The following is a 26,748-nucleotide window of genomic DNA, read 5'->3' on the forward strand; positions in this document are numbered from 1 at the left end:
GGCCCTTGTCCACCAGGCGAAATACGACGCACCGTAGTAAGACGTAGTACGCTGGATCAATAGCCTCTAGGAGATGAACGGACCATGGCGAAGTTGACGCGTCTGGGGGAACTGGAACGCGCGGTGATGGATCACTTGTGGTCCTCTCGCGAACCCCAAACCGTGCGCCAAGTTCACGAGGCGCTCGCCGCCCAACGCGACTTGGCGTACACCACGATCATGACCGTGCTGCAGCGGCTAGCGAAGAAGAACCTCGTCGTGCAGCACCGCGATGACCGCGCCCACCGATACGCACCAACCCACGGCCGCGATGAACTCGTCGCGGGCCTGATGGTCGACGCGCTCGACCAGGCAGCCGACTCGGGCAGCCGGGAAGCCGCGCTGGTGCATTTTGTCGAGCGCGTCGGCGCCGACGAAGCCGCGGCGTTGCGTCGCGCACTGACCGAACTGGAGAGCAAGGTTCGCGTTTCGCCGCCCGCTGGTAATTCGGGCACCGGCTGAGAGAGACTGACGGCGTGTCCGCGCTGGCCTTCACCGTCCTGGCGCTGGTCCTGTCGGGACCGGTGCCCGCCGTCCTGGCGCGCGCGTCGTGGCCGTTCCGCGCACCGCGAGCGGCGATTGTGTTGTGGCAGGCGATCGCGCTGGCCGCCGTCCTGTCGGCCTTCTCGGCCGGAATCGCCATTGCGAGCAGGCTTTTCGCGCCGGGTCCCGACGGTCGGCCGACCGCCACCATCACCAGCGAGATCGCCGTCATGGGCTGGCCGGTGTGGATCGCCTACGTCGTGGTCTTCGCGCTGACACTGGTGATCGGTGCGCGGCTGATCGTGGCGGTGTTGCAGGTGGCCATCGCGACGCGGCGCCGTCGCGCCCACCACCGGATGGTCGTCGACCTCGTGGGCAAGTCGCAGAAGTGGGCCCACGCCCACGCCGGTGACGGGTTGCGCATCCTGAACGTGGACCAGCCGCTGGCGTACTGCCTGCCGGGCGTGCGCAGCCGCGTCGTGGTCAGCGAGGGCACGCTGACGACGTTGGCGGACAACGAGATCTCGGCGATCCTCAGCCACGAACGCGCGCACCTGCGCGCCCGGCACGATCTCGTGCTGGAGATGTTCACCGCGGTGAACGCGGCGTTCCCGCGCTTCGTCCGCAGCGGAAGCGCGCTGGACGCGGTCCGACTTCTGGTCGAGATGCTGGCCGACGACGCGGCGGTGCGCAAGGCCGGTCCGACTCCCCTGGCCCGCGCGCTCGTCGCGTGCGCGGCCGGTCGTACGCCGTCGGGTGCGCTGGCGGCGGGCGGACCCACCACCCTGCTACGGGTACGTCGGCTCGGAGGCCGGCCCAACAGCCGGGTGCTGGCCGCAGGCGCGTACACGACCGCGGCCGCGGTGCTCGTGGTGCCGACCGTCGCGGTGGTGCTGCCGTGGTTGACCGAGCTACAAAGGCTGTTCACCGCTTAAGGGATAAGCCACCCGCGAACCGTGCGTTCACACAACAAAACAACGAAAGGCTGCCCGCATGAGCTCTGACGCTTCCGCATCGACCACCGGTACCGCTCAAATCGGGGTGACCGGGCTTGCCGTCATGGGATCCAACATCGCGCGTAATTTCGCCCGGCACGGCTACACCGTTGCGCTGCACAACCGTTCGGTCGCCAAGACCGACGCGCTGCTCGACCAGCACGGGTCGGAGGGCAAGTTCGTGCGCAGCGAGACCATCGCCGAATTCCTCGACGCTCTGGAAAAGCCGCGACGGGTGCTGATCATGGTCAAGGCCGGGGATCCCACCGACGCGGTGATCAACGAACTCGCCGATGCGATGGAGGAAGGCGACATCATCATCGACGGTGGTAACGCCCTCTATACCGACACGATCCGCCGCGAGAAGGCGATGCGCGAGCGCGGGCTGCACTTCGTCGGCGCCGGCATCTCCGGCGGCGAGGAGGGTGCGCTGAACGGGCCGTCGATCATGCCCGGCGGCCCGGCCGAGTCCTACAAATCGCTGGGTCCGCTGCTCGAGGAGATCTCGGCGCATGTCGACGGTGTCCCCTGCTGCACCCATATCGGGCCTGACGGTGCGGGCCACTTCGTGAAGATGGTGCACAACGGCATCGAGTACTCCGACATGCAGCTGATCGGCGAGGCCTACCAACTGCTGCGCGACGGGCTGGGCAAGTCGGCCGGCGAGATCGCCGACGTCTTCGACGAATGGAATTCCGGCGACCTGGACAGCTTTCTGGTCGAGATCACCGCCAAGGTGTTGCGCCAGACCGACGCCAAGACCGGTAAGCCGCTCGTCGACGTCATCCTCGACGAGGCTGAGCAGAAGGGCACCGGACGTTGGACGGTGAAATCAGCGCTCGACCTCGGCGTCCCAGTGACCGGTATCGCCGAGGCCGTGTTCGCGCGCGCTCTGTCGGGATCGGTGACCCAGCGCAAGGCCACCACCGGCCTGGCCTCCGGCGACCTCGGTGAAAAGCCCAGTGACGTCGAGAAGTTCGTCGAGGACATCCGCCAAGCCCTGTACGCGTCGAAGATCATCGCCTACGCGCAGGGCTTCAACCAGATCCAGGCCGGCAGCGCCGAATACGACTGGGGCATCACCCCCGGCGACATGGCCACCATCTGGCGCGGCGGCTGCATCATCCGGGCCAAGTTCCTCAACCGGATCAAAGAGGCCTTCGACGAGAACCCCGACCTGCCGACGCTCATCGTCGCGCCGTACTTCCGCAGCGCGATCGAGGCGGCGATCGACAGCTGGCGCCGCGTCGTCATTACCGCCACCGAACTGGGCATCCCGATCCCTGGTTTCTCCTCGGCACTGTCCTACTACGACGGATTGCGCCAGGAGCGCCTGCCCGCTGCCCTCACGCAGGGCCTGCGGGACTATTTCGGCGCGCACACCTACGGCCGCATCGACACCGACCCCGCCAAGCGGTTCCACACGCTGTGGAGCGGGGACCTCAGCGAGGTCGAGGCCTAGCGTTCTCTCGGCAGGGAACCGTGCGCCGTCGGGCCACTAGACTTGGACCGACATGCGATTTCTGGAGGGCCACCGGCCCGCATACGACCTGACCTACAACGACGTCTTCATCGTCCCCGGACGCTCGGATGTCCAATCCCGGATGGATGTCGACCTGTCGACCGCCGACGGCTCGGGCACCACGATCCCGGTCGTTGTCGCGAACATGACCGCCGTCGCCGGCCGGCGGATGGCCGAGACGGTGGCCCGTCGCGGCGGCATCGTCGTGCTGCCGCAGGACTTGCCGATCTCCGCGGTGAAAGAGACCGTCGACTTCGTCAAGAGCCGCGACCTCGTCGTCGACACTCCCGTGGTGCTCTCCCCCGACGACTCGGTGTCTGATGCGACCGCGCTGATCCACAAACGTGCCCACGGCGTCGCGGTCGTCGCCTTCGAGGGCAGGCCGATCGGCCTGGTCACCGAGGCGAACTGCGAGGGCGTCGACCGGTTCACCCGCGTGCGCGACGTCGCGGTCTCCGACTTCGTCACCGCGCCGGTGGGCACCGAGCCGCGCAAGGTGTTCGACCTGCTCGAGCACGCCCCGGTCGACGTGGCGGTGCTCACCGAGAGCGACGGGACGCTGGCAGGCGTGCTGACGCGTACCGGTGCGGTCCGGGCGGGGATCTACACACCCGCGGTCGACGACAGCGGCCGCCTGCGGATCGCTGCGGCGGTCGGGATCAACGGCGATGTCGGCGCCAAGGCACGCAGCCTGGCCGAGGTCGGGGTGGACCTGCTGGTGATCGACACCGCCCACGGACACCAGGTCAAGATGCTCGATGCGATCAAGGCGGTCTCGTCGTTGGACCTCGGGCTGCCGCTGGCCGCGGGCAACGTGGTCTCCGCCGAGGGCACCAGGGACCTGCTCAGCGCGGGCGCGTCGATCGTGAAGGTCGGTGTCGGCCCGGGCGCGATGTGCACCACGCGCATGATGACCGGCGTCGGGCGACCCCAGTTCTCCGCGGTCGTCGAATGTGCCGCTGCGGCACGGCAATTGGGTGCGCACGTGTGGGCCGACGGCGGTATCCGGCACCCGCGTGATGTCGCACTGGCATTGGCTGCGGGCGCATCCAACGTGATGATCGGCTCGTGGTTCGCGGGCACCTACGAATCCCCCGGCGACCTGATGCGCGACCGCGACAATCAGCCCTTCAAGGAGAGCTACGGAATGGCGTCCAAACGCGCTGTGGCCGCCCGCACCGCCGGTGACGGGTCGTTCGACCGGGCCCGCAAGGCGCTGTTCGAGGAGGGCATTTCGACGTCGAGGATGGGCCTGGATCCGTCCCGCGGAGGCGTCGAGGACCTGCTCGACCACATCACGTCCGGGGTGCGCAGCACCTGCACCTACGTCGGCGCGGCGAATCTGGGCGAACTGCACGAAAAGGTGGTGCTCGGCGTGCAGTCGGCGGCCGGCTTCGCCGAGGGGCATCCACTGCCCACGGGTTGGTGATCCCTCCCCCGCAAGATCACCCGTTACCATGGGTTTCCTTCAGTCCTCTACGCGAAAGGGATCCCGTGCCGCAGGCACCCGTCGAGGCCCGGGTTGCAGAGGGGGCCAACCGGGCCGAGCGGCCCGAGCCTCCCGACGCCGAGCCTTCCTCTAGACGGCCGGGCAACAGGTCCGGCATCTGCGCGAGGACACCCCGATGAGCGTCGCTTCGACGGTGCTGTCTCTGCTGGCGATCGTGCTGCTGACGGCGGGCACCGCGGTGTTCGTCGCCGCCGAGTTCTCGCTGACCGCGCTCGAGCGCATCACCGTGGACGCCAACGCACGCAGCGGCCACCGGCGCGACAAGATGGTCCAGCGGGCGCACCGGACGCTGTCGTTCCAGCTGTCCGGCGCCCAGGTGGGCATCTCGATCACCACGCTGGCGACCGGTTACCTGGCCGAACCCGTCGTCGCGCGGTTGATCCACCCCGGCCTGGACGCGATCGGCATACCCCCGGCCTACACCGGCGGATTGGCGCTGGTGCTGGCCATCGCGATCGCCACCTCGATCTCGATGGTGTTCGGCGAGCTGGTGCCCAAGAACCTCGCGGTCGCCCGGCCCGTGCCGACGGCGCGTTGGTCCGCCGGACCGCAACTGCTGTTCTCGGCGCTGTTCACCCCGCTGATCCGGCTGACCAACGGCACGGCCAACATGATCCTGCGTCGCCTCGGGATCGAACCCGCCGAGGAGCTGCGCTCGGCGCGCTCCCCACAGGAACTGGTGTCGCTGGTGCGCAGTTCGGCCCGCAGCGGCGCACTGGATCCCGTCACCGCGGTGCTGGTCGACCGGTCGCTGCGGTTCGGCGATCGCTCCGCCGAGGAGCTCATGACCCCCCGGCAGAAGATCGAGGCCCTCGACGCCGACGCGACGGTCGCCGAGCTGGTCACCGCCGCGATCAGGACGGGATACTCGCGCTTCCCGATCATCCGCGGAGACCTCGACGAGACGATCGGGATCGCGCACGTCAAGCAGGTGTTCGAGGTGCCGATCGACGAACGCGCGACCACCCGGCTGGCCTCGCTGGCGCTGCCGGTCGCCAAGGTGCCATCGACTCTGGACGGCGACACAGTGATGACCCAGATCCGCGCCAACGGCCTCCAGACCGCGCTGGTGGTCGACGAATACGGCGGCACCGCGGGCATGGTCACCGTGGAGGACCTGATCGAGGAGATCGTCGGCGACGTCCGCGACGAGCACGACGACGAGGCCCCCGATGTGGTGCCCGCGGGCCGCGGCTGGCAGATATCGGGCCTGTTGCGCATCGACGAGGTGGCAAGCGCCACGGCGTTCCGCGCCCCCGAGGGCGACTACGAGACGATCGGCGGCCTGGTTCTCGAGAAGCTCGGGCACATCCCCGACGAAGGTGAGTCGGTCGAGCTCGAGGCGTTCGACCCGGACGGTCCGCTCGAGAGTCCGATTCGCTGGCTGGCCACCGTGCTGCGGATGGACGGCCGCCGAATCGACCTGCTCGAGCTCACCGAACTGGGCCGCACCGGCGAGGCCGACGGGAGAAGTACCGATGGGTGACCTCTTCGGTGTGCTGCTGACGGTGCTGCTGCTGGCTGTCAACGCGTTCTTCGTCGCCTCGGAGTTCGCGTTGATCTCCGCGCGGCGCGATCGGCTAGAGGCGCTGGCCGAACAGGGCAAGAAGAGCGCCGTCACCGTGATCCGCGCCGGTGAACACCTGTCGCTGATGCTCGCGGGCGCTCAGCTGGGTATCACGATCTGTTCGATCCTGCTCGGTCGCGTCGGCGAACCCGCCGTCGCGCATCTGCTGGAGAAGCCGTTCGACGCCGTGGGTGTGCCCGACGCGGTGCTGCACTCGGTGTCCTTCGTCGTCGCACTGGCCATCGTGGTCGTCCTGCACGTGCTGCTCGGTGAGATGGTGCCGAAGAACATCGCGATCGCCGGCCCGGAGTCGGCGGCCATGCTGCTGATACCCACCTACCTGGTGTGGATCCGCATGGCCCGCCCCTTGATCGCGTTCTACAACTGGTGTGCCAACGTGACCCTGCGGGCGTTCGGGGTGGAGCCCAAGGACGAACTCGACGTCACGGTGTCCACGGTCGAACTGTCGGAGATGATCGCCGAATCGCTGTCCGAGGGGCTGCTCGACCCCGAGGAACACAGCAGGCTCACCCGCGCCCTGCAGATCCGCGATCGCGCGGTCAAGGACGTCGCGTTCCCGCTGCGCGACATTCGGACGGTGTCGGTGGCGCGCGAAGGGGCGGGGCCGACCGTCGGCGCCGTCGAAGAGGCGCTGGCCGAGACCGGTTATTCGCGCTTCCCGATCACCGACGCCTCCGGCACCTACCTGGGATACCTGCACATCAAGGACGTGCTGGCCTTCGTCAACGACCCCGACGCCGTGCTGGACCTGTCGATGGTGCGCCCGCTGCCGGTGGTTCCGTCGTCGCTCCCGTTGCCCGAGGCGTTGTCGCGGCTGCGGCGCACGAACAGCCACCTGGCGCTGGTGACCGCACCCGACGGCAGCGTGGAGGCGATGGTCGCCCTCGAGGACCTCGTCGAGGACTTGGTGGGCACCGTGCGCGACGGGACCCATCGTGTCTGACGTCGCCGTGCGCGGCGCTTCCGTGCTCGACGAGTCGGACTGGAGCACCCGAGAGCGGGCCCATCAGCGCCGGGCCGACGCGTTCTGCGCACCTCACCGTCGTCGCGCCCGTCGCGGCGAGAAGCACCCGGTCTGGGACTTCCTGTTCACCTACTACAGCTTGCGGCCCGCCAAGTTGCGAATGTGGCACCCCGGCTTCGGTCTCGCTTTGGCCGGCGGCGCACAGCGCTTCCTGAGCCGGACGGGGTACGCGAGTGACCACTCCGGGGTGGTCGTGAGCCCGGAGTACCTGGTGGCGCGGATCGACACCGTGCGGTTCGTCGTCCGGCTGTTGCGTTCGACGGCGGCGCGCCCGGCCCGGCTGAATTGTTTCGGGTTGCACGAGTGGGCGATGGTCTACCGGTCGTCGACGGTGCGCCACGACCGGGTGCCGTTACGGCTCGGCGCGGCGGGCACCGACGCGGTCGTCGAGTCGATACCTTTGCGCTGCAGTCACTTCGACGCGTTCCGCTTCTTCACCGAACCGGCCGCCGGACGCAACGCCGAACAGCTGACCCGGCAGAGTCAAGTTGCCACCGAACAACCTGGCTGTCTGCACGCCGCGATGGATTTATACAAGTGGTCGTTCAAGCTCGGCCCGCTTATCAACTCGGAGTTCGTGATGGACTGCCTCGAGCTGGCCGCCGAAGCCCGCGAACTCGACATGCGGGCCAGCCCCTATGATCTCCGCGAATACGGATTCGAGCCGATCGCGATCGAGACACCGGCCGGTCGAGCCGAATACGTGCGGATCCAGCAAACCATCGCGGAGCGGGCGGCCCCGCTGCGGGACGACCTCGCCGATCGGTGCGAACGGCTTCTGACCGCAGCAGCCCGGGACGGCTGACCAGCCGGTTGAGGATAAGCCGTATTACCGCTGGGTAAGCTGGGACGACAGTTCGAGGAGGAATGATGACCGATCGCGTGACGGTGGGAAACCTGCGCGTGGCCCGGGTGCTGTACGACTTCGTCAACAACGAGGCGTTGCCCGGCACCGACATCGACCCCGACACCTTCTGGTCCGGCGTGGACAAGGTCGTCGCCGATCTGACGCCCAAGAACGAAGAACTGCTGGCCAGACGCGACGATCTGCAGGCCCGCATCGACAAGTGGCACCGGCAGCGGGTCATCGAGCCGCTCGACCATGACGCGTACAAGGCGTTCCTCACCGAGATCGGCTACCTGCTCCCCGAGCCCGACGACTTCACGATCACCACCGCGGGCGTCGACGACGAGATCACCACGACCGCCGGACCTCAGCTGGTGGTGCCCATCCTCAACGCCCGCTTCGCGCTGAACGCCGCGAACGCCCGCTGGGGCTCGCTCTATGACGCCCTCTACGGCACCGACGTGATCTCCGAGGACGACGGCGCCGACAAGGGTTCCAGCTACAACAAGGTTCGCGGCGACAAGGTCATCGCCTACGCCCGCCGATTCCTCGACGGCGCTGCGCCGTTGGCCTCCGGCAACTGGAGCGAGGCCACCGGTCTGCGCATCGACGACGGCCAGCTGCTCGTCGACCTGGGCGACGACAACGCTTCGGCTGCTGACTCCTCGCGCGAGCGCTCGTCGGTCGGGCTCGCGGCACCCGAGCAGTTCGTCGGCTACACCGGAGACCTCGGCTCGCCGCAGTGGTCGGTGCTGTTGCGCAACAACGGATTGCACGTCGAGATTCTCGTCGACCCGGAATCGCCCATCGGTTCGACCGATGCCGCGGGCATCAAGGACGTCGTCCTGGAATCCGCGGTCACCACGATCATGGACTTCGAGGATTCGGTCGCCGCCGTCGACGCCGAGGACAAGGTGCTCGGGTACCGGAACTGGCTGGGCCTCAACCGCGGTGACCTCACCGAAGAGGTGAGCAAGGGCGGTAAGACCTTCACCCGCAAGCTCAACGAGGACCGCACCTACACCACCCCGGACGGCGAGGGCGAGCTGACGCTGCCCGGACGCAGCCTGTTGTTCGTGCGCAACGTCGGACACCTGATGACCAACGACGCGATCGTGCGGACGGACGGCGACGGCCAAGAGGTCGAGGTCTTCGAAGGCATCCAGGACGCGCTGTTCACCAGCCTCGTCGCGATCCACGGCCTGAAGTCCGGGGACGGCAACGGCCCGCTGGTCAACAGCCGCACCGGCTCGGTGTACATCGTCAAGCCCAAGATGCACGGCCCCGACGAGGTGGCCTACACCGTTGAGTTGTTCGGCCGCGTCGAGGATGTGCTCGGGTTGCCCGCCAACACCCTCAAGGTCGGCATCATGGATGAGGAGCGCCGCACCACCGTCAACCTGAAGGCCTGCATCAAGGCCGCCGCCGACCGGGTGGTGTTCATCAACACCGGCTTCCTCGACCGCACCGGCGACGAGATCCACACCTCGATGGAAGCCGGCCCCATGATCCGCAAGGGCGCGATGAAGAGCACCCAGTGGATCCAGGCCTACGAGGACCAGAACGTCGACATCGGGCTGGCGACCGGTTTCTCCGGCAAGGCCCAGATCGGCAAGGGCATGTGGGCGATGACCGACCTGATGGCCGACATGGTCGAGCAGAAGGTCGGCCAGCCCAAGGCCGGCGCCACCACCGCGTGGGTGCCGTCGCCGACCGCGGCCACGCTGCATGCCATGCACTACCACGAGGTCGACGTCTACGCGGTGCACAAGGAGCTGGAAGGCGAGAAGCGCACCAGCGTCGAGCAACTGCTGGCCGTGCCGCTGGCCAAGGAGCTCGCGTGGGCGCCCGAGGAGATCCGCGAAGAGGTCGACAACAACTGCCAGTCCATCCTCGGATACGTGGTGCGCTGGATCGACGCGGGTGTCGGCTGCTCCAAGGTGCCCGACATCCACAACGTCGCGCTGATGGAAGACCGTGCGACGCTGCGCATTTCGAGTCAGCTGCTGGCGAACTGGCTGCGCCACGGCGTCATCACGCCCGACGATGTGGTGGCCAGCCTCAAGCGGATGGCCGCAATCGTCGACAAGCAGAATGAGCAGGATCCCGAATTCAAGCCGATGGCAACGGATCCGGACCACAACATCGCATTTCAGGCCGCGCAGGAATTGATCCTCTCGGGCGCCGAACAACCCAACGGCTACACCGAGCCGATCCTGCATCGCCGCCGCCGCGAGTACAAGGCCGAACACGGCGGTGCGTGATCCGGTGACCGGTCGGCGTCGCAAGTAGAGGGCGGAAGTGGGCAGGCACAGTAAACCGGATCCCGAAGATTCGGCAGGCGGGGATTTCGGCGACCGTCACGACGAGTCGGAGACCGAACGCTTCGGCTATCTCGGCGACCGCCCGGAACCGGGACCCGGAGGCTATGACGCAGGCTACGGCTCCGAGTACGGCGACGTCGACCGTCCCGATTATGCGGATGGTCCGGAAGACCCCGGTTACTCGGATTTCGAACGCGACTATTCGGAGCCCGAGACCGGCGCATCGGCTCCCCCGCCGGGAGTCCCGCCGCGCTCGGGCCCGGCGCACAGCGGTGAGTGGGAGGGCGGTGAGTGGACCGGTAGCCATCGCGCGGTCACCCCGGGCAGGCGTGGTGTCAGCGTCGGCGTCATCGCCGCCCTGGTCGCGGTCGTGGTGCTCGTCGGCGCGGTCATCCTGTGGCGATTCTTCGGTGACGCCTTGTCCGACCGCACCGATCAGGCCGCCGCGCGGTGCGTCGACGGTGAGCTGTCCGTCGCGGTGGTGGTCGACCCGAACATCGCCGAGCCGATCCAGTCGCTGGCCAACCGGTACAACGAGACCGCCGCCCCGGTGGCCGACAAATGCGTGAAGGTCGGCGTCAAACCGGCCGAATCCGACCAGGTGGTCAACGGTTTCACCGAGGCGTGGCCTCAAGAGTTGGGCGATCGTCCCGCGCTGTGGGTGCCGGGCAGCTCGGTGTCGGCGGCGCGGCTCGAGGCCTCGTCGGGCGCGCAGGCGATCATCGACAGCCGGTCACTGGCCACGTCGCCGGTGGTGCTGGCCGTTCGGCCGGAGTTGAAGAACGCTCTGGCGCAACAGAACTGGTCGACCATTCCGGCATTACAGAGCAATCCGTCGTCATTGGACGGGCTGAATCTGGTCGGCTGGGGCGCGCTGCGGCTGGTGCTGCCACTGAGCGGCGACAGCGATGCGTCGTATCTCGCCGCGGAGGCGATCGCGGCCGCGTCGGTGCCCGCCGGTGCGCCGGCCAGTGAGGGCATACGCGCGGTGAACACCGTCGTGGCGGGTCAGCCGCAGCTGCCGGACAAGAAGACCTCGACGGCGTTCGACGCGCTGGTCAAGGCATCCGATCCGGCGGCGGCTCCCGTGCACGCCGTCGCCATCACCGAACAGCAGCTGTATCAGCGCAGCGCCGGTCTGCCCAATGCCGCCGGCGTGGTCTCGGGATGGCTGCCGCCCGGTCCCGCGGCGGTGGCCGATTACCCGGCCGTGTTGGTGTCGGGCGATTGGCTGTCGCAGGAACAGAAGAGCGCTGCCAGCGAATTCGCCCGGTTCATGCGCAAACCCGAACAGCTCGCGGAGTTGGCCAAGGCCGGTTTCCGCACCGAAGGCGGAACGCTGCCCGACAGCGACGTCGTGGACTTCGGGCCGGTGCCTGCTCCAATGTCGGTGGGCGACGACCAGATACGCGCGCAACTGGCCAACGCGCTGACCGCCCCGGCGGCCAACCCGGCGGTGACGATCATGCTCGACCAGTCGATGCCCACCGACGAAGGCGGACGGTCTCGGCTGCAGAACGTCGTTGCCGCGCTGAACGCCCGGTTGCAGGCGTTGCCGGCCTCGTCGGCGGTGGGCCTGTGGACGTTCGACGGAACCGCGGGCCGTTCGGAGGTGAGCACCGGACCGCTGAGCGACCAAGTCGACGGCCAGCCCCGCTCGGCGGCGTTGACGTCAGCACTGGACGAACAGTCCGCCTCCGGAGGGGGTGCGGTCTCGTTCACCACACTGCGGCTGGTCTACACCGAAGCGATGGCGAACTTCCGCGAAGGACAGGAGAATTCGGTCCTGGTGATCACCACCGGGCCGCACACCGACCAGACCCTCAACGGAGAAGGGTTGCAGCAGTACATCCGCGGCGCATTCGACGATGCCAAGCCGGTGGCGGTCAACGTCATCGACTTCGGGTCGGACTCCGATCGCGCGACCTGGGAGGCCGTTGCCGAGATCAGCGGCGGCAGCTACCAGAACCTCGCCAGCTCCGACTCCCCTGAACTGACGGCGGCGATCGCGAACTTCCTCGGTTAGCGCCCGGCGACGACCCGGCTCACACGCCGCGCCCCTAGTCGCCGAACGTGGGTTACCGGCACACTTTTCTCGCGTTTGGCGTGCGGGTAACCCACGTTCGGCGGGCAGTTGAGTGGTTACGCGAAGGCCTCGACGGGCGGGCACGAGCAGACCAGGTTGCGGTCGCCGTACGCACCGTCGATGCGACGCACCGGCGGCCACACCTTCGGACGGTAGTTCTTGCCCAGCGGATAGGCCGCCTGCCCGCGGGTGTAGGCGTGCTTCCAATCGTCGATCAGCAGGGACTCCGCGGTGTGCGGTGCGTTGCGCAACGGGTTGTCCTCGGCGGGCCAGGTGCCGTCGCTGACCTTGTCGATCTCAGCGCGAATCGCGATCATCGCCTCGCAGAACGCGTCGACCTCGGCGAGGCTTTCGCTCTCGGTGGGCTCGACCATCAGCGTGCCCGCCACCGGGAAACTCATGGTGGGTGCGTGGAAACCGTAGTCCGCCAGTCGTTTTGCCACATCGTCGACGGTCACGCCGGTCTGCTTGGTGATGGTGCGCAGGTCGAGGATGCACTCGTGGGCGACCATGCCATTCTCGCCGGTGTAGAGCACCGGGTAGTACTCGTCGAGGCGACGCGCGATGTAGTTGGCCGACGCGATGGCGGTCAGCGAGGCGGCGCGCAACCCGCCTGGGCCCATCATCCGGATGTAGGCCCAACTGATCGGCAGGATCGACGCCGACCCGTACGGCGCCGCCGACACCGTGTAGGTGTCCGGTAGCTCCTCGGCGAGCGGATGGCCGGGCAGGTACCGCGCCAGGTGCGCGCGCACCGCGACCGGGCCCACACCGGGGCCGCCGCCGCCGTGCGGGATGCAGAACGTCTTGTGCAGGTTGAGGTGGCTCACGTCGCCGCCGAACCGGCCGGGCCGGGCCAGGCCGACGAGCGCGTTGAGGTTGGCACCGTCGACGTACACCTGACCGCCCGCGTCGTGGACCGCCGCGCAGATGTCGGCGATGTCGTGCTCGTACACCCCGTGCGTCGACGGGTACGTGATCATCAACGCCGACAGTCGATCCGCGTGCTCGCTCACCTTCGCGCGCAGGTCGTCGAGGTCGACGTCGCCGTTGGGTCGGCACGCCACCACCACGACACGCATGCCCGCCAGCGCCGCCGAGGCCGCATTGGTGCCGTGCGCGCTCGACGGGATGAGGCAGACGTTCCGGTCGGGCTCACCGCGCTCGGCGTGATACGCCTGGATCGCCAGCAGGCCGGCGTACTCGCCCTGCGAGCCCGCGTTGGGCTGCAGCGACACCGCGTCGTATCCGGTGATGTCGATCAGCCACTGCTCCAGGTCGGCGATCAGCTTCCGCAGCCCCGGGGTGTCGGATGCGGGTGCGAACGGATGCTGGCGCGCGAACTCCGGCCAGGTGATCGGCTCCATCTCGGCGGCCGCGTTGAGCTTCATCGTGCACGATCCGAGCGGAATCATGCTGCGGTCCAAGGCGATGTCCTTGTCGGCCAGCGACCGTAGGTAGCGCATCATCTCGGTTTCGGTGCGGTACCGCGTGAACGCCGGATGGGTGAGGAACTCCGAGGTGCGCGTCGCGATACCGGGGCCGTCGAACTCCGAATCGACCGGCGTCGCCGAGAAGGCCGACAGCACCGCCTCGACATGCGCAGCGGTGGTCGCCTCGTCACAGGACACCGAGACGTGGTCGTCGTCGACCAGCCAGACGTTGATGCCGCGTGTCTTGGCGGCCTCGCGCACCGCCGCTGCCCGGCCGGGCACCTTGGCCAGAACGGTGTCGAAGAACTCGCGGTGCACGACCTCGACCCCGGCTGCCGTCAACCCGGCCGCCACCGCACGCGCCCGCTGGTACACCCGGCGGGCGATCCCGGTCAGGCCGTCGGCGCCGTGGTAGCTGACGTACATCGCGGCCATCACCGCCAGCAGCACCTGCGCGGTGCAGATGTTGCTGGTGGCCTTGTCGCGGCGGATGTGCTGTTCGCGGGTCTGCAACGCCAACCGGTACGCCGGCGCGCCGTCGGCATCGAGCGACACCCCGACAAGGCGGCCCGGCAGCTGGCGCGCGTGCTTGGCGTGCACGGCCAGATATCCCGCATGGGGTCCACCGAAACCCATTGGCACACCGAATCTCTGGGTGCTTCCGAACGCGACATCGGCGCCGATCTCACCGGGCGGGGTGAGCAGCATCAACGCCAGCAGGTCCGCACCGATCGCGACCAAAGCGTCGCGGTCATGGGCTTGGGCGACGAGCTCGCTCCAGTTCACGACGGCGCCACTGGCTCCCGGCAGTTGAGCGATGACGCCGAAGAAGTCGCCGTCTGGCAGTCCCTGGGTCAGATCGGCGGTGACGATCTCGATGCCGAGCGGTTCGGCGCGGGTGGCCAGCACCGCGGCGCTCTGGCGGAACAGGTCGGCGTCGACGGCCAGCCGGTTCGACGGCCCGCGCACTGCGCGGTGCATCAGCGTCATCGCCTCGGCGGCCGCCGTGCCCTCGTCGAGCATGGACGCGTTGGCGACCTCGAGCCCGGTCAGATCGGTCACCATGGTCTGGAAGTTGAGCAGCGCCTCGAGGCGGCCCTGGCTGATCTCCGGCTGATACGGGGTGTAGGCGGTGTACCAGGCGGGGTTTTCAAGGATGTTGCGGCGCAACACCGGCGGGGTCAGCGTGTCGTAGTAGCCCTGGCCGATCATCGACACGGCCACGGTGTTCACGTCGGCGAGCGCGCGCAGTTCGGTCAGCGCCTCGTCCTCGGAGGCGGCCGCGGGCAGCCGGTCGAGCCCCGGGGCCAAATCGTCGGCCGACAGCGCGTCGAGGATGCCCGACGGCAGCGCCTTCTCGGCCAGTTCGTCGAGCGAGGAGACTCCGATCGTCTCGAGCATGCTGGCGACGGCGTCGGCATCCGGTCCGATGTGGCGGTCGGCGAAATCGGGCTGATGGTGATCGAACACTCGGGCTACTCCAGACGCGTGCAGGCAGAGGACCGCTGGGTTCCTCCCCCTCTGTCGTCGACCCGCTGCGGGCGCCTGAGAGATTCGGCGATCACGACGGTGCGAGAAGCGCCTTTCCCCATGGGCGGGCGAGGGCCGCCGGGCGGACCCGACCGGAGCTCACCGCTTTCCAGAGGCATCGGGGTCTCCTGCGGTCCTGGGTGCCTGAGAGGTTGACGGAGAGGTGTTGCTCCTTCGGCGTCCGTGACTGGCCGCCACGAAACTCTCCCGCACAAGCGCGATGCGCTGACGAGTTTACCGTCAGAGGCGCTGACCTCGACAGCGTGCGGGTGCGTGGCCCGGAATCTCAGCCGATCTTGCGGTCGCGGTGCTTACGCCGCGAGGCCAACTCGTCCTCGGGCGCCGCGATCGACTCGCCGCCGTCGGCGCGCTCACCGGGGAAATCGGCGATAGCGCCGGTCAACTCCCGCATCGCACCCGAAACCGCGATGCCGAACACGCCTTGGCCGCCCTGCAGCAGGTCGACGACCTCTTCGGCCGACGTGCACTCGTAGACCGTGGTGCCGTCGGAGAACAGCGTGATGTTGGCCAGATCGCGAACCCCGCGCTGGCGCAGGTGGTCGACGGCGACGCGGATGTTGTGCAGCGAGATACCGGTATCGAGCAGGCGTTTGACGATCTTGAGGACCAGGATGTCCTTGAACGAGTACAGCCGCTGGCTGCCCGAGCCTGCCGCGCTGCGGATGGACGGTACGACCAGCGACGTCCGAGCCCAGTAGTCGAGCTGGCGGTAGGTGATGCCGGCGATCTGGCAGGCGCTGGGGCCGCGGTAGCCGACGAGCTCGTCGGGAACGGAGTTGTCGGGGAACAGCCCGGCCTGGACGGGTTCTCCGGCCGGCTCCGGGGTGGTGGTCAGTTCCGAATCCGCGGGGCCGCTGGCAGCGGTGAGGTCCAGCTGCTCCTGACGTGGCGTGTCTCCCACTTCCAGATTCCTCTCGCCGATCGAACCCGCCTCTGTGACCTGCGTGGGGCACACATCTGCCAAGCCCGAGTGTGTCGAGCATACGCTTCTCGCCGTCCGCGGACTGCCCATCAGTGGTCCGGCCCCCAAAGTATGGCTGCCCGATTCGCCGATGGGGAAACCCTGCGCCGCGTGTCGAAGCGACGAGACGTTTCCGTGACAAACCCGCAGGACGTCGGCCGCCTCTAGGTGGCCTTGAAGTCGTCCGGTGAGACGCTGTCGAGGAACTCCTTGAACTTCTCGACCTCGTCCTCGCGCACCGCGCCCGCCGCTTCGTCGTCGTTCTCGTCGGGAATGATCAGCCCGGCCTCCGCCAGCACCGCTTCCTCGACGTAGATTGGCACCCCGACCCGCAGCGCGATCGCCACGGAATCCGACGGACGCGCCGAGACCTTGATGTCGCGGTCGAAGATCAGGTCGGCGTAGAAGGTGCCCTCCTGCAGGTCGACGATGCGCACCTCTTTGAGCGAATGACCAAGCGCGGCAATGACATCTCGAATCAGATCGTGTGTCAGCGGCCGGGCCGGCTCGACGCCCTGCTGTTCGAGCGCGATCGCGGCGGCCTCCGACTGGCCGATCCAGATGGGCAGATACCGGTCGCCGTTGGACTCCCTCAGCAGCAGGACCGGCTGGTTCTGCGGCTGCTCCACGCGAATGCCGACCACACGAACCTCACCCATCTGTGTCTGCCCTCCGCACCGAAGAAGCGAGCTTCATAGCCATCGCTTCGAGTCTAATCCTCAGCGATCCAGTACGTCGCGCACAGCCGACTTGATCAACGATGTGTGCAATGTGATCGCCAAGGCCGCCACTTCACGTGCCAGGTCGTCGGCCCGGTCGCGGGCGCCTGCCTTGTTGGCCTTGACGATCGGCCCCGCGATCTGGGCGATCAGATCGGACTGCCGATCGGCCGCCGACCGGAACGCCCGCAGGTGCCGGGGCTCGACGCCGTAGTCCTCCAGAGCGCGGGCGCACTGGGCGATCACCACGGAATGCTCGTCGAAGAATCCGCCTCGTCCGGGCGTGATGATGCCGGCCTTGACGAGCGCGCCCAGCAGTTCTTCTCCGACGCCCGAGCGGGCCAGCAGATCCTCCCGCGACAGGCGCACCTGCGTCGGGGCCACCGCCGCCGCACCACCGGGAGCGTCGGCGCCGTCTGTGCCGTCTGAGGACACCGGAACCAAACGCGGTACGCCGTATGCCGATCCGTTCTGGGGCAGCTCGCCGTTGGGCTGTGCGTCGAGCTGTGCCTTGATCACCTTCAGCGGCAGGTACTGGTCGCGCTGGGCGGTGAGGATGAACCGCAGACGTGCGCAGTCGTACGCAGTGAACCGCCGGTAACCCGACGCGGTGCGCTCGGGGGTGACCAGGCCTTCGGCCTCCAGGAATCGGATCTTGGAAATGGTCACGTCCGGGAAGTCCGGTCGTAGCAGATCGAGGACCGCTCCGATCGACATCCCAGTGAGCGCGGGAGTGTCGGGTGCGCCCATGGTTACTCTTCGCGCATGCGTTGGTCGACCACTAGCCGGCCTGACCGCTGTCGTCGTTCTTCGGGCCGGTGAGGAACACCAGGCGGAACTTCCCGATCTGCACCTCGTCGCCGTTGGCCAGCACCGCCGAGTCCACCGGTTCGCGGTTGACGTAGGTGCCGTTGAGGCTGCCGACGTCGACCACCTGGAACTCACCGCTTTCGAGGCGGAACTCGGCATGTCTGCGGCTCACCGTGACGTCGTCGAGGAAGATGTCGCTGTCGGGATGCCGACCGGCCGACGTGGTGGGCTGGTCGAGCAGGAACCGCGATCCCGCGTTCGGCCCGCGCTTGACGACCAGCAGCGCCGATCCGGCGGGCAGACCTTCGACGCCCGAAACGGCGCCCTCGGTGCCAGCCGTGGCCGGGGCGTCCAGTTCGTTGAGGAAGTCGGCGCGGAAGACGGACGTCGTCTCCACGGTGACTTCGTCAGACGTCTGGTCGGTCCCAGAGTTCTGGTCGTTTTCCGTCACCCGCTGCTCCTAACTGGCTGCTGTGGCGATACCGCGTCTGATGTCGACCGTACCGCGCGGCGAGCGCGATTGTGCCCACCACCGCCGGATCCGCCCTAGTTGGCGTCCGGTCTGCAAAACCCTAACAACCCGTCACTCGCTCACTGTGCTGCGGTAGCCGTCGGCGTCCAGCAGTGTGCCCAGCCCCTGCTCCAGGGCGGCGGGGTCGGCCTGCAGCTCGACCAGCCAACCCTCCCCATAGGGATCGGAGTTAACGAGCTGCGGACTCCCCTCGAGATCACCGTTGACCGCAACGACTTTCGCGGTGACGGGGGCGTAGAGGTCCGACACCGACTTGGTGGACTCCACCTCGCCGAACGACTCGCCGGCAGTCACCTCGGCACCGACGTCGGGCAGCTGGACGAACACCACGTCACCGAGTGCCGACTGGGCGTAATCAGTGATACCGACGCGCACGGTGTCGTCGCCGGTGCGCAACACCCACTCGTGTTCTTCGGTGTAGTGCAGGTCGGCTGGGATTTCGCTCACGGCGCTCCTCGTTGTTCAGCGGTTCGGCCCGGGTTGGCAACTGACCCTTATTTGACTGGCTGAGCGTATTGGCGCTGTTTCGGTTGTCGCAAGGCGGTCACGTCGACGCGGTCGGACTGCTGCACAGCCATGCTGCCGCCGACCCGTTCGACGCTGTCCATGGCGCCGCCGGGAATGGTCATGGCCGCGGCCAGGGTGGGCGGATCGCCAATGGCCAGAACCGAATACGGGGGGCTCATGGTGACGTCGTCGATCACCAGGGCGCCCGGGTTGCCGACGACCCAGGTGTCGACGCCGACGCGCACCGCGGTCTGCGCGTCGGCTCCCCCTCCGCGGATCTCCATTGCCTCGGCGCCGGCGTTGCGCAGTTCGTTGATCACGTCGAGCAGCGTTTCGGCGGGCACCCCGGGCGCGGTGTCGGTGATGGTCAACGTCACACCGGGGCCGGTCGCGGGCACGGTGCCGATCAGGATGGACAGCGCGGCGAGCCGGGCCTGGGCGTTCTCGATGGCGGCCTGGTCGCTGCTGCCGGAGGCCTGCAATTGCGCCAGGGTGCGCTGCAGATCGTTCACCTCGGTGTTCAGCGCAGCCTCCCGCTGTTGCAGCGAGTCGAGCAGCACCAACAGGTCAGCGGGCCGGGCGGTCTCGAGCGAGTCACCGGACTCGTTCTGTCGAACCTGGGTCACGATCGCCACACCGAGCAGTACGCACAGCACCACGGCCAGCGCCCCGAACACCACCTGGGAGCGGCCCCTCCGCATCACCCCGGCGATTCCGCCCGCGCGCAGATCGCCGATGTCCTGAGACGGCTCGTCGGGTGGCAGTTCGTGGCGGCCGCCGCCGGCGCGACGGTCGTCGTTGTCATCGGGTAGGGAATGCTGCGGTGTGTGCTCATTCATGGGCACTCCTCGTCATCACGCGCCGAACAACCTGCGGCGCAAAGCGGCTGCGTTGCCGAAGATCCGGATTCCGAGCACGACGATGATCGCCGTCGACAACTGCGTGCCGACCCCCAACTGGTCGCCGAGGTAGACGATCAGCGCGGCGACCAACACGTTGAACACGAACGACACCACGAACACCTTCGAGTCGAAGATGCGCTCCAGGTACGCGCGCAGGCCGCCGAAGACTGCGTCGAGCGCGGCGACGACCGCGATCGGCAGGTAGGGCTGGACGAACTCGGGCACGTCGGGGCGAAACACCAGGCCGAGCACCACGCCCACGATCAGTGCGGCGATTCCGATCATGTGTCTGACTCCATGTTCGTGTCATTGCCCAATCTGCTTGGCGAAGTTCAATTCTCGGACCGAGCCTGCGGGCAGCTGCAGCCCGTCGCCGGTGCTCACGCTCACCCCGACACCGTAGGAGGCCTCCAGCAGCCGCAGCCGCTGCAGGCCCGGGCTGCGATCGAACACCTCCTGCATCGCGTGCGGCGGTCCGATCGCGAGGACGACATAAGGGCTGTTGATCGGTTGATTGTCGACCAGGATGCCGCCGCCCGCCTGTCGGATAGTGACATTGGGGCCGATCCGCACACCGCCGACCGACAGCGCTTCGGCGCCGCTGACCCACAACGAGTTGACGACCAGTTGCAGGTCGCGGTCGAGAATCACCTGCCTACTGCCCGGGACCCGTTCTTTGGACACGTCGCTCAGGTTGGCCGACGACGCGCCCGGGTCGGTGACGGTGATCGTCAGCCCGGGCCCGATCACGGGCGTGGCCGCGGCGGCGAAGCTCGCCTCGTCGAGGCGGCTGAGCAACTGCTGGCCGCGTGCGTCGCCCTCCAGGCGCCTGCGGCGTTCGTCGTCGACCTCGGCCGCCAGTGTGTCCCGGCGCTCGGCGGCCGCGGTGGTGTCGGCCTGCGCCGTCCGCACGCTGCCCGCAAGCACATGCTGCGTCTCCTGGACACCGGGTGCGGTCGCGCGCGCCTGGGCCACCGCGGCGGCGAACACCACCACCAGCAGCAAGGCACCCGCCAGCTGCCAGACCCACTGTTGCCACTTCGGCCGCTCGCGGCCGGCGACCTTCGCCTCGGCGGCCGCGGCGTACCCCGGATCGAGGTGATCGGTCAGCAGCGACCGCAGCAGGGACGGCACCGGAATCTTGGTCGGCCGGTTCGCCTCGTGGGCGTTGCGGCCCGACTCCGGGTCATAGCCGCCGAGTGTGTTGCGGAAACTCTGCGTCATCGCGACACCTTCGGCAGTTGGCGCACCACCATGCCCACCTGGATCAGGTAGAGCACCCCTGACCACAGGTACATCAGCAGACCCCAGATCAGAAAGCCCCACCCGATGGCCAGCACCACCCGGCTCCACGTGGCGTCCCACTGCCCCAACAGGATCAGCGGCAGACCCGACATCAACGCGAACGTGGCGGCCTTGCCGATGTAGGTGACCGGCAGCGCGGTCAGGCCGCGGCTGCGCAGCAGCGGCAGCGTCGCGGCCAGCACGGCGTCACGCCCGATCAAGGTGAGCACGATCCACCACGGCAGCGACCCGTGCAGCCCCATGGCGATCGGGACCGTCAGCATGTAGATGCGGTCCACGGCGGGATCGAGCAGCTCCCCCAGCCGCGATGACTGGTTGTCGACCAGCCGGGCGATCTTGCCGTCGGCCCAGTCGGAGAACCCGCTGAACATCAGCACGGCCACCGCCCAGGCGTTGGCATGCACCACGAGCAGCAGCCACAGGAAGACCGGCACCAGCACCAGACGCACCGCGCTGAGCACGTTGGGCACGGTGAGCACCCGGTCGCGGGCCTGACCCGCCCCCTCCGGCGGCGAAGGCACCTGGCCATGCGCCTCGGTCATGGGCTAAACCTAGCGGAACACGCCCGGCAGGCTCAGCGCCGAGAGCGAGTCGTCGGCCAGTGGGTTGTCGTGCACCATGTACGTCCACGTCGAGGTCGGCCGGGCCAGCTTCGACAGGTCCACGCCCGGCTCGTCCTCGATCGACGGCGCGGTTTCAAACGTCTGCTGGGCCGCCTCTATCGCGTCGGCGGCCAGCGATGCGAACGCGTCGACGGCCATGCGATGGAACTCGTCGATCGGGGTCTGGTTGCCCAGCGCCCGCAAATGGATGCTCTCGCGGATGTCGGCCAGGTACGCCAGGTGGTCAGCCCAGCCCCGGTCGAGGTGGTAGAGCATGATCAGCCGGCAGATCGTCTCCAGCTTCTCCTCACCGAGCCGTTCGACGACCTCCTCGTAACGCTTCGGCGACAGCTCGGCGAGCTCCTCGCGCGCTGTGGGCGCGCGCAGCAAGGTGTTTCGTCGTTCGACGATGATCGAGCGCTGCTGAGCGATCAGCTGGTTGTAGCGCCAGTTGGTGGCGTGGATGTCCAGCATCCGGCCTTCGGCGACGCGCTGGGCGTGGTCGAGCAGGCTGGCGGCCTTGGGGCTGACGACGCGGCCGTCCTCGTCGGTCTCCATCGGCAGCTTGTTGGGTTCCAGATGCGCGACGACGACGTCGTCTTCCCAGCTCGAGAAGAACACCGACGAGCCGGGATCGCCCTGGCGCCCGGCGCGGCCTCGCAACTGGTTGTCCAATCGCTCGGTGTGGTGGCGGCCGGTGCCGATGACGTGCAGCCCGCCGAGTTCGGCGACCTCATCGTGGTCGGCCTCGGCTGAGCCCCCGAGCCTGATGTCGGTACCCCGGCCTGCCATCTGCGTGGACACCGTGACGCTGCCCAGCGTGCCGGCCTCGGCGATCACCGCGGCCTCTTCGGCGTCGTTCTTGGCGTTCAGCACGACTGCGGGAACACCTGCCTTGACGAGCTTCTCGTGCAGCTCTTCGGATTCCGCGACGTCGCGCGTGCCGACGAGCACCGGCTGGCGGGTCTGGTGAACCTCCTTGATGTGCTCGACGACCGCGTCGTTCTTGGCGGCCGCGGTGACGTACACCCGGTCGGGCTCGTCCTCGCGGATGTTCGGCTTGTTCGGTTCGATCGGTGACACGCCGAGCTTGTAGAACTGGCGCAGCTGTTCGCCGGCCGCCAGCGCGGTGCCGGTCATACCGCACACCGTCGCGTACCGGTTCACCAGCGCCTGGACCGTGATGGTGTCGAGCACCTCGCCGGTTTCGGTGGTCTCGATGCCCTCCTTGGCCTCGACCGCGGCCTGCAGGCCGTCGGGCCAGCGCTGCAGCTGCGCGATGCGGCCGCGCGAGGCGTTGATCAGGTGCACAGCGTCGTCGCGGACGATGTAGTGCACGTCGCGTTGCAGCAGGACGTGGGCGTGCAGCGCCACGTTGATCTCGGTCAGCGTGCCCGAGACGTGCTCCTCGGAGTACAGGTCGATGCCGCCGAGTTTGGCTTCCATCTTCTGGGCGCCGATCTCGGTGAGATGGACGTTGCGGCTGTCGGTGTCGGTGTCGTAGTCGACGCCGGGGGTGAGTTCCCCGACCATGCGGATGATCTCGACCTTGGGGGTCTCGCGGTGGGTGGTGCCGGCCAACACCAGCGGCACCAACGCCTCGTCGACCAACACCGAGTCGGCCTCGTCGATCAGCGCGACGTCGGGGTTCGGCGAGACCAGATCGGCGACGTCGGTGACCAACTGGTCGCGCAGCACGTCGAACCCGATCTCGTTCACCGAGGCGTAGGTGACGTCGCACTGGTAGGCCGCGCGGCGCTCCTCGGCCGTCGAACTCTCGGTGATCCAGCCGACGGTCAGGCCCAGCGCCTCCAGAAGCGGGCCCATCCATTCGGCGTCGCGGCGCGCGAGGTAGTCGTTGATCGTGATGACGTGCACACTGCGCCCGCCCAGGGCGTAACCGGCCGCTGCGATCGCACCCGAGAGCGTCTTGCCTTCACCGGTGGCCATCTCGACCACGTCGCCCGCGAGCATGCGCAGGGCACCCAGAAGCTGAACGTCGAATGGCCGCAGCGAGGTTTTGCGCTCGGCGGCCTCGCGGGCAATCGCCAGAAACTGCGGGATGTCGCTCGACTCGGCGAGGTCGTCGAGGTTGAGCAACTTGGCGGCCTTGGCCAGCTTTTCGTCGTCGAGCGCCGCGGCCTTCTCGTCGAAGTCCGCCGAGTTGCGCACCTGCGCCATCGATTGCGCCTGGCTCCGGTCGGTGCTGGCGCCGAGCAGCTTCCAGAACCTATTGCTGACACGACCTGAAGTGCGGGTCTTCGTCTTTGCCACACCGCTACCGTACGCGCTGCGCTCCTGGCCGCGGGCGCGCGTGCCCGCTTCGCGACGCCGCATTTCGCCAGCAGTCTGCGCACGTCCCCTACTCACGTGCGGGCCCACAGGGTGAGTCGACCGTGCGGAAGTCGATGCGCGCGAAATCGCACACCGGCTCGAAGCCGATCTTTCGATATATCGCATTCGAGGTCGGGTTGGCACGATCGGTGAAAAGCACCACCGCCGCGTCGGCGCGCTCCAGCGAGGCCTGGGAGGCCGCGGCGGTGACGGCCGAGCCGTAGCCATGGGCTCGGTGCTCCGCCGGTGTGAAGACCGGGCCGATGCGCGACACCCCCGCCACCGGCGCATGCAGCAGCGCCGTGCTGACCGGTGTGCCGTCGACGTCCCACATCAGGAACCGGCCGCCTCGGACGGCAGCGGCGTCGACGAAGCGAATCCTCGCGGCGTCGTCGCGGGGGTGGCCGAACGTCTCGCCGAAAAAGCGCTCCATCCAATCGGTCAGGAGGGCGCGATCGGCCTCGTCGGCCCATCGCGGCGCTCCTGCAACGCCGGTCGGTGGCTGCAAGGTCCCCAGCCGGTAGAGCCGCTCTTCGAGCGTGACGCTGCCGGGATGTCCGCCGTGAGACTGCCAGGCGTCCGCGATTGCGACCGCGACCTGACGAAGCCCGCGCACCCCGGTCAGATCGGGTCGCCTCCTTAGGAGATCGCCGGCGACGACGTCGGCGCAATCTATCGGAATACCGTTGCACACCAACGGGTATGACAGTGTTTGCATCGCGACGCCGACGACATCCGAGTTTTGCCACACCGACATCAGCAGGGTGCCGTCGGGGATCGCCGAGGCAAGGACTGTCAGCTCGACGGTGTTGGCGACCGGGTCGCGCCGGTACACCGGTTCGGCGATTGTGCGGAACTCGTCGGCGGAATCGTGAATGTGCACCTCCATGAGTCCAGCATGGCCCGAACGCCGAACGGGTCGAGCGATTTTCGTCGCGTTCGCTGCGGTGTGAGGGTGCGCAAAGTGCTGAGATTTGGCGGCGTTTCGTGCGCAAACACGCGCGCTCGCGGAAATAGGGCTAGGCGAGGTTGGAGCGACGGGGGTAGGCCACCGTCGGATCGGTCAGCACATTCACCACCGCGGGCAGCGCCGAGGAGAAGGCGCGCTCGAGGGCGGGTCGCAGTTCGGCGGGTGCCGACACCAACTCGCCGTGTCCGCCGAGCGCGGTTACGACCTCATCGTATCGGGTGCCCGGCCGCAGGTCGGCCACCACCGAATACCCATAGATCGCCTCCATCGGATGCTTCTCCAGCGCCCAGACACCGTTGTTGCCGATCACCGAAACGACCTGAATCCCGTGGCGCACCAACGTATCCCACTCCATACCCGAGAACCCGAACGCCCCGTCGCCCTGAAGCAGGATCACCTGGCGATCGGGCCGGGCCAGCTTGGCGGCCAGGGCGTAGCCCGGTCCGGAACCCAGGCAGCCGAACGGGCCGCTGTCGAGCCAGGCGCCGGGCACGTAGCTGTCGATGACGCGGCCGGCATAGGAGCCGAAGTCGCCTGCGTCGACCACCACGATCGCATCGCGGTCGAGCATGGCGCTGATTTCCGCGTACACGCGCATGGGGTGTAGCGGCGTGCGGTCGTCGCGCAGTTCATCGGCCTCGGAGGCACGCATCGCGGTCTCGGTGGCACGCAGGTCGGCGATCCAGGGTTCGTGATCGTTGGCGCCGACCGTCGACAGGGCGGACAGCGTGGCGCTGATGTCGCCGTACAGGCCGGCGGCGACCGGTCGCGGGGCCGGTCGATCCGGGGCGCATCGGTCGACGGCGATCAGCGCGGTATCTGCGCCGAACACACCCCCGAAGCCCAGCCGAAAGTCCATCGGCACGCCGATCACCAGCGCAACATCTGCCTGCTTCAACGCCTTTGACCGCGCCCTGGAGAACGCGAGCTGGTGGTCGGCGGGGACCGTGCCGCGGGCCATCCCGTTCATCAGCACCGGAATGCGCAGCGCCTCGGCCAGATTCAGCAGCGCCGTCTCGGCGCGCCCCCACCAGACGTTGGTCCCGGCCATGATGACCGGCCGTTGCGCCTCGGCCAGCAGGCCAAGCGCAGCGCTCAACGCGGCACCGTCGGCCTGCACCACCGCGGTCGGTTCGCTCAGCGCTCCTGGCGCGCCGGTGTCCGCGGCCTCGCTGAACACGTGGTCCATCGGAAAGTCGACGAACGACACACCCGAGGGCCCGCCCGCCGTCCCGGCCGCGGCGCGCAGCGCGTCATCGACCAGTCCCGCAACGGCATCCGGCGCCTGCGCGGTCGCGGCGAAGCGGGTCAGCGGCGCGACGAACGGGACGTGGTCGATTTCCTGCAGGCTGCCCTGCCCCCACCGCATGGCCGGTGCGCGACCGCCGAGGATAACCAGCGGTGACTGGTTCTGCTGCGCGGCGGCCATCGCGCTCATGCCGTTCGTGACACCGGGCCCGGCCGTCAACGCCGCGACACCCGGCACCCGGGTCACCTTGGACCAGCCCTCGGCGGCGAACGCGGCGGTCTGCTCGTGGCGGGTGTCGACCAGCCGGATGTTCTCCGCCCGGCAACCGTCGTAGACCGAGAACAGGTGCCCGCCGGAAAGCGTGAACACCGTGTCGATTCCGCTCGCCCGCAACCGCCGCGCGATCAGATGCCCCGCGTTCACGGTCGACGGAACCGGCGCGTCGCTGCTCATGG

Annotated in this window: 22 protein-coding genes and 1 riboswitch; of the genes, 9 read left to right on the forward strand and 13 right to left on the reverse strand. The window is 68.2% G+C overall.

Annotated elements, in window-relative coordinates; translation table 11 throughout:
• Positions 1–84: 84 nt before the first annotated feature.
• The 9 genes from A5790_RS11740 (at position 85) to A5790_RS11780 (ending at position 12,358) form a co-directional block, all read left to right on the forward strand.
• Positions 85–501 carry a BlaI/MecI/CopY family transcriptional regulator gene (locus tag A5790_RS11740; RefSeq protein ID WP_066843927.1) on the forward strand — a complete coding sequence of 139 codons (417 nt, stop codon included), beginning with the start codon at positions 85–87 and terminating at the stop codon, positions 499–501.
• A gap of 14 nt (positions 502–515) precedes the next feature.
• Positions 516–1,457 (forward strand): M56 family metallopeptidase, encoded by a 942-nt coding sequence (locus A5790_RS11745; protein WP_066843928.1) that lies wholly within the window; start codon positions 516–518, stop codon positions 1,455–1,457.
• Between the two features lie 58 nt (positions 1,458–1,515).
• Positions 1,516–2,979: an NADP-dependent phosphogluconate dehydrogenase gene (gndA, locus tag A5790_RS11750; RefSeq protein WP_066843931.1), complete on the forward strand. Its 1,464-nt coding sequence runs from the start codon at positions 1,516–1,518 to the stop codon at positions 2,977–2,979.
• A gap of 52 nt (positions 2,980–3,031) precedes the next feature.
• On the forward strand, positions 3,032–4,468 hold the full coding sequence (locus A5790_RS11755; protein ID WP_066843934.1) for a GuaB1 family IMP dehydrogenase-related protein: 1,437 nt from the start codon (positions 3,032–3,034) through the stop codon (positions 4,466–4,468).
• 196 nt (positions 4,469–4,664) lie between these two features.
• Positions 4,665–6,035, forward strand: coding sequence for a hemolysin family protein (locus A5790_RS11760; RefSeq protein WP_066843937.1), 1,371 nt, complete (start codon positions 4,665–4,667; stop codon positions 6,033–6,035).
• The gene (locus A5790_RS11765; protein WP_066843940.1) at positions 6,028–7,080 is read left to right on the forward strand and encodes a hemolysin family protein; all 1,053 of its coding nucleotides are present in this window, start codon (positions 6,028–6,030) and stop codon (positions 7,078–7,080) included. Before A5790_RS11760 ends, A5790_RS11765 begins: the two co-directional genes overlap by 8 nt.
• Positions 7,073–7,966, forward strand: a complete 894-nt coding sequence (locus A5790_RS11770) for a 3-methyladenine DNA glycosylase (protein ID WP_082961685.1) — start codon at positions 7,073–7,075, stop codon at positions 7,964–7,966. Before A5790_RS11765 ends, A5790_RS11770 begins: the two co-directional genes overlap by 8 nt.
• A 65-nt stretch (positions 7,967–8,031) precedes the next feature.
• Positions 8,032–10,272: a malate synthase G gene (locus tag A5790_RS11775; RefSeq protein ID WP_066844180.1), complete on the forward strand. Its 2,241-nt coding sequence runs from the start codon at positions 8,032–8,034 to the stop codon at positions 10,270–10,272.
• A 37-nt stretch (positions 10,273–10,309) separates the two neighbouring features.
• Positions 10,310–12,358 carry a substrate-binding domain-containing protein gene (locus A5790_RS11780; protein WP_066843943.1) on the forward strand — a complete coding sequence of 683 codons (2,049 nt, stop codon included), beginning with the start codon at positions 10,310–10,312 and terminating at the stop codon, positions 12,356–12,358.
• Between the two features lie 116 nt (positions 12,359–12,474).
• On the opposite strand, the gene gcvP is transcribed toward A5790_RS11780, so the two are convergent.
• The 13 genes from gcvP to A5790_RS11845 all read right to left on the reverse strand — a co-directional run bounded on the left by gcvP (position 12,475) and on the right by A5790_RS11845 (position 26,746).
• Complete coding sequence (gcvP, locus tag A5790_RS11785; protein ID WP_066843947.1) at positions 12,475–15,321, reverse strand: aminomethyl-transferring glycine dehydrogenase; 2,847 nt, start codon at positions 15,319–15,321, stop codon at positions 12,475–12,477.
• A 181-nt stretch (positions 15,322–15,502) separates the two neighbouring features.
• Positions 15,503–15,601: riboswitch (glycine riboswitch) on the reverse strand.
• Positions 15,602–15,667: 66 nt separating this feature from the next.
• Positions 15,668–16,303 (reverse strand): MerR family transcriptional regulator, encoded by a 636-nt coding sequence (locus A5790_RS11790; RefSeq protein ID WP_064418507.1) that lies wholly within the window; start codon positions 16,301–16,303, stop codon positions 15,668–15,670.
• Between the two features lie 224 nt (positions 16,304–16,527).
• Positions 16,528–17,022: a bifunctional nuclease family protein gene (locus A5790_RS11795; protein ID WP_059098552.1), complete on the reverse strand. Its 495-nt coding sequence runs from the start codon at positions 17,020–17,022 to the stop codon at positions 16,528–16,530.
• A 60-nt stretch (positions 17,023–17,082) separates the two neighbouring features.
• Complete coding sequence (locus A5790_RS11800) at positions 17,083–17,832, reverse strand: MerR family transcriptional regulator (RefSeq protein WP_066843949.1); 750 nt, start codon at positions 17,830–17,832, stop codon at positions 17,083–17,085.
• Between the two features lie 31 nt (positions 17,833–17,863).
• Positions 17,864–18,343, reverse strand: a complete 480-nt coding sequence (gene garA, locus A5790_RS11805) for a glycogen accumulation regulator GarA (protein ID WP_064393704.1) — start codon at positions 18,341–18,343, stop codon at positions 17,864–17,866.
• Positions 18,344–18,475: 132 nt separating this feature from the next.
• Positions 18,476–18,871, reverse strand: coding sequence for a glycine cleavage system protein GcvH (gene gcvH, locus A5790_RS11810; protein ID WP_064393703.1), 396 nt, complete (start codon positions 18,869–18,871; stop codon positions 18,476–18,478).
• A gap of 47 nt (positions 18,872–18,918) precedes the next feature.
• The gene (locus A5790_RS11815; RefSeq protein ID WP_066843952.1) at positions 18,919–19,770 is read right to left on the reverse strand and encodes a DUF881 domain-containing protein; all 852 of its coding nucleotides are present in this window, start codon (positions 19,768–19,770) and stop codon (positions 18,919–18,921) included.
• A 15-nt stretch (positions 19,771–19,785) separates the two neighbouring features.
• Positions 19,786–20,118 (reverse strand): small basic family protein, encoded by a 333-nt coding sequence (locus tag A5790_RS11820; protein WP_066843955.1) that lies wholly within the window; start codon positions 20,116–20,118, stop codon positions 19,786–19,788.
• Positions 20,119–20,139: 21 nt separating this feature from the next.
• Positions 20,140–21,057 (reverse strand): DUF881 domain-containing protein, encoded by a 918-nt coding sequence (locus A5790_RS11825; protein WP_066843958.1) that lies wholly within the window; start codon positions 21,055–21,057, stop codon positions 20,140–20,142.
• Positions 21,054–21,680, reverse strand: coding sequence for a CDP-alcohol phosphatidyltransferase family protein (locus tag A5790_RS11830; protein WP_066843961.1), 627 nt, complete (start codon positions 21,678–21,680; stop codon positions 21,054–21,056). The genes A5790_RS11825 and A5790_RS11830 overlap by 4 nt, the downstream gene beginning before the upstream one ends.
• A 9-nt stretch (positions 21,681–21,689) precedes the next feature.
• Positions 21,690–24,014, reverse strand: a complete 2,325-nt coding sequence (secA2, locus tag A5790_RS11835; RefSeq protein WP_066844183.1) for an accessory Sec system translocase SecA2 — start codon at positions 24,012–24,014, stop codon at positions 21,690–21,692.
• An 88-nt stretch (positions 24,015–24,102) separates the two neighbouring features.
• Positions 24,103–24,963 (reverse strand): GNAT family N-acetyltransferase, encoded by an 861-nt coding sequence (locus A5790_RS11840; RefSeq protein WP_066843964.1) that lies wholly within the window; start codon positions 24,961–24,963, stop codon positions 24,103–24,105.
• Between the two features lie 130 nt (positions 24,964–25,093).
• Positions 25,094–26,746, reverse strand: coding sequence for an acetolactate synthase (locus tag A5790_RS11845; RefSeq protein WP_066843966.1), 1,653 nt, complete (start codon positions 26,744–26,746; stop codon positions 25,094–25,096).
• Positions 26,747–26,748: the final 2 nt, after the last annotated feature.

The sequence above is a fragment of the Mycobacterium sp. 852002-51152_SCH6134967 genome (assembly GCF_001667105.1).
Classification (GTDB): Bacteria; Actinomycetota; Actinomycetes; order Mycobacteriales; family Mycobacteriaceae; genus Mycobacterium; species Mycobacterium neumannii_A.

What these genes read in the sequence shown, in the direction of transcription:
- A5790_RS11740 (WP_066843927.1), top strand. Translation starts at nt 85, where the DNA reads ATGGCGAAGTTGACGCGTCTGGGGGAACTGGAACGCGCGGTGATGGAT.
- gndA (WP_066843931.1), top strand. Translation starts at nt 1,516, where the DNA reads ATGAGCTCTGACGCTTCCGCATCGACCACCGGTACCGCTCAAATCGGG.
- A5790_RS11755 (WP_066843934.1), top strand. Translation starts at nt 3,032, where the DNA reads ATGCGATTTCTGGAGGGCCACCGGCCCGCATACGACCTGACCTACAAC.
- A5790_RS11760 (WP_066843937.1), top strand. Translation starts at nt 4,665, where the DNA reads ATGAGCGTCGCTTCGACGGTGCTGTCTCTGCTGGCGATCGTGCTGCTG.
- A5790_RS11765 (WP_066843940.1), top strand. Translation starts at nt 6,028, where the DNA reads ATGGGTGACCTCTTCGGTGTGCTGCTGACGGTGCTGCTGCTGGCTGTC.
- A5790_RS11775 (WP_066844180.1), top strand. Translation starts at nt 8,032, where the DNA reads ATGACCGATCGCGTGACGGTGGGAAACCTGCGCGTGGCCCGGGTGCTG.
- A5790_RS11795 (WP_059098552.1), bottom strand. Translation starts at nt 17,022, where the DNA reads ATGGGTGAGGTTCGTGTGGTCGGCATTCGCGTGGAGCAGCCGCAGAAC.
- A5790_RS11800 (WP_066843949.1), bottom strand. Translation starts at nt 17,832, where the DNA reads ATGGGCGCACCCGACACTCCCGCGCTCACTGGGATGTCGATCGGAGCG.
- A5790_RS11815 (WP_066843952.1), bottom strand. Translation starts at nt 19,770, where the DNA reads ATGAATGAGCACACACCGCAGCATTCCCTACCCGATGACAACGACGAC.
- A5790_RS11820 (WP_066843955.1), bottom strand. Translation starts at nt 20,118, where the DNA reads ATGATCGGAATCGCCGCACTGATCGTGGGCGTGGTGCTCGGCCTGGTG.
- A5790_RS11825 (WP_066843958.1), bottom strand. Translation starts at nt 21,057, where the DNA reads ATGACGCAGAGTTTCCGCAACACACTCGGCGGCTATGACCCGGAGTCG.
- A5790_RS11830 (WP_066843961.1), bottom strand. Translation starts at nt 21,680, where the DNA reads ATGACCGAGGCGCATGGCCAGGTGCCTTCGCCGCCGGAGGGGGCGGGT.
- A5790_RS11840 (WP_066843964.1), bottom strand. Translation starts at nt 24,963, where the DNA reads ATGGAGGTGCACATTCACGATTCCGCCGACGAGTTCCGCACAATCGCC.
- A5790_RS11845 (WP_066843966.1), bottom strand. Translation starts at nt 26,746, where the DNA reads ATGAGCAGCGACGCGCCGGTTCCGTCGACCGTGAACGCGGGGCATCTG.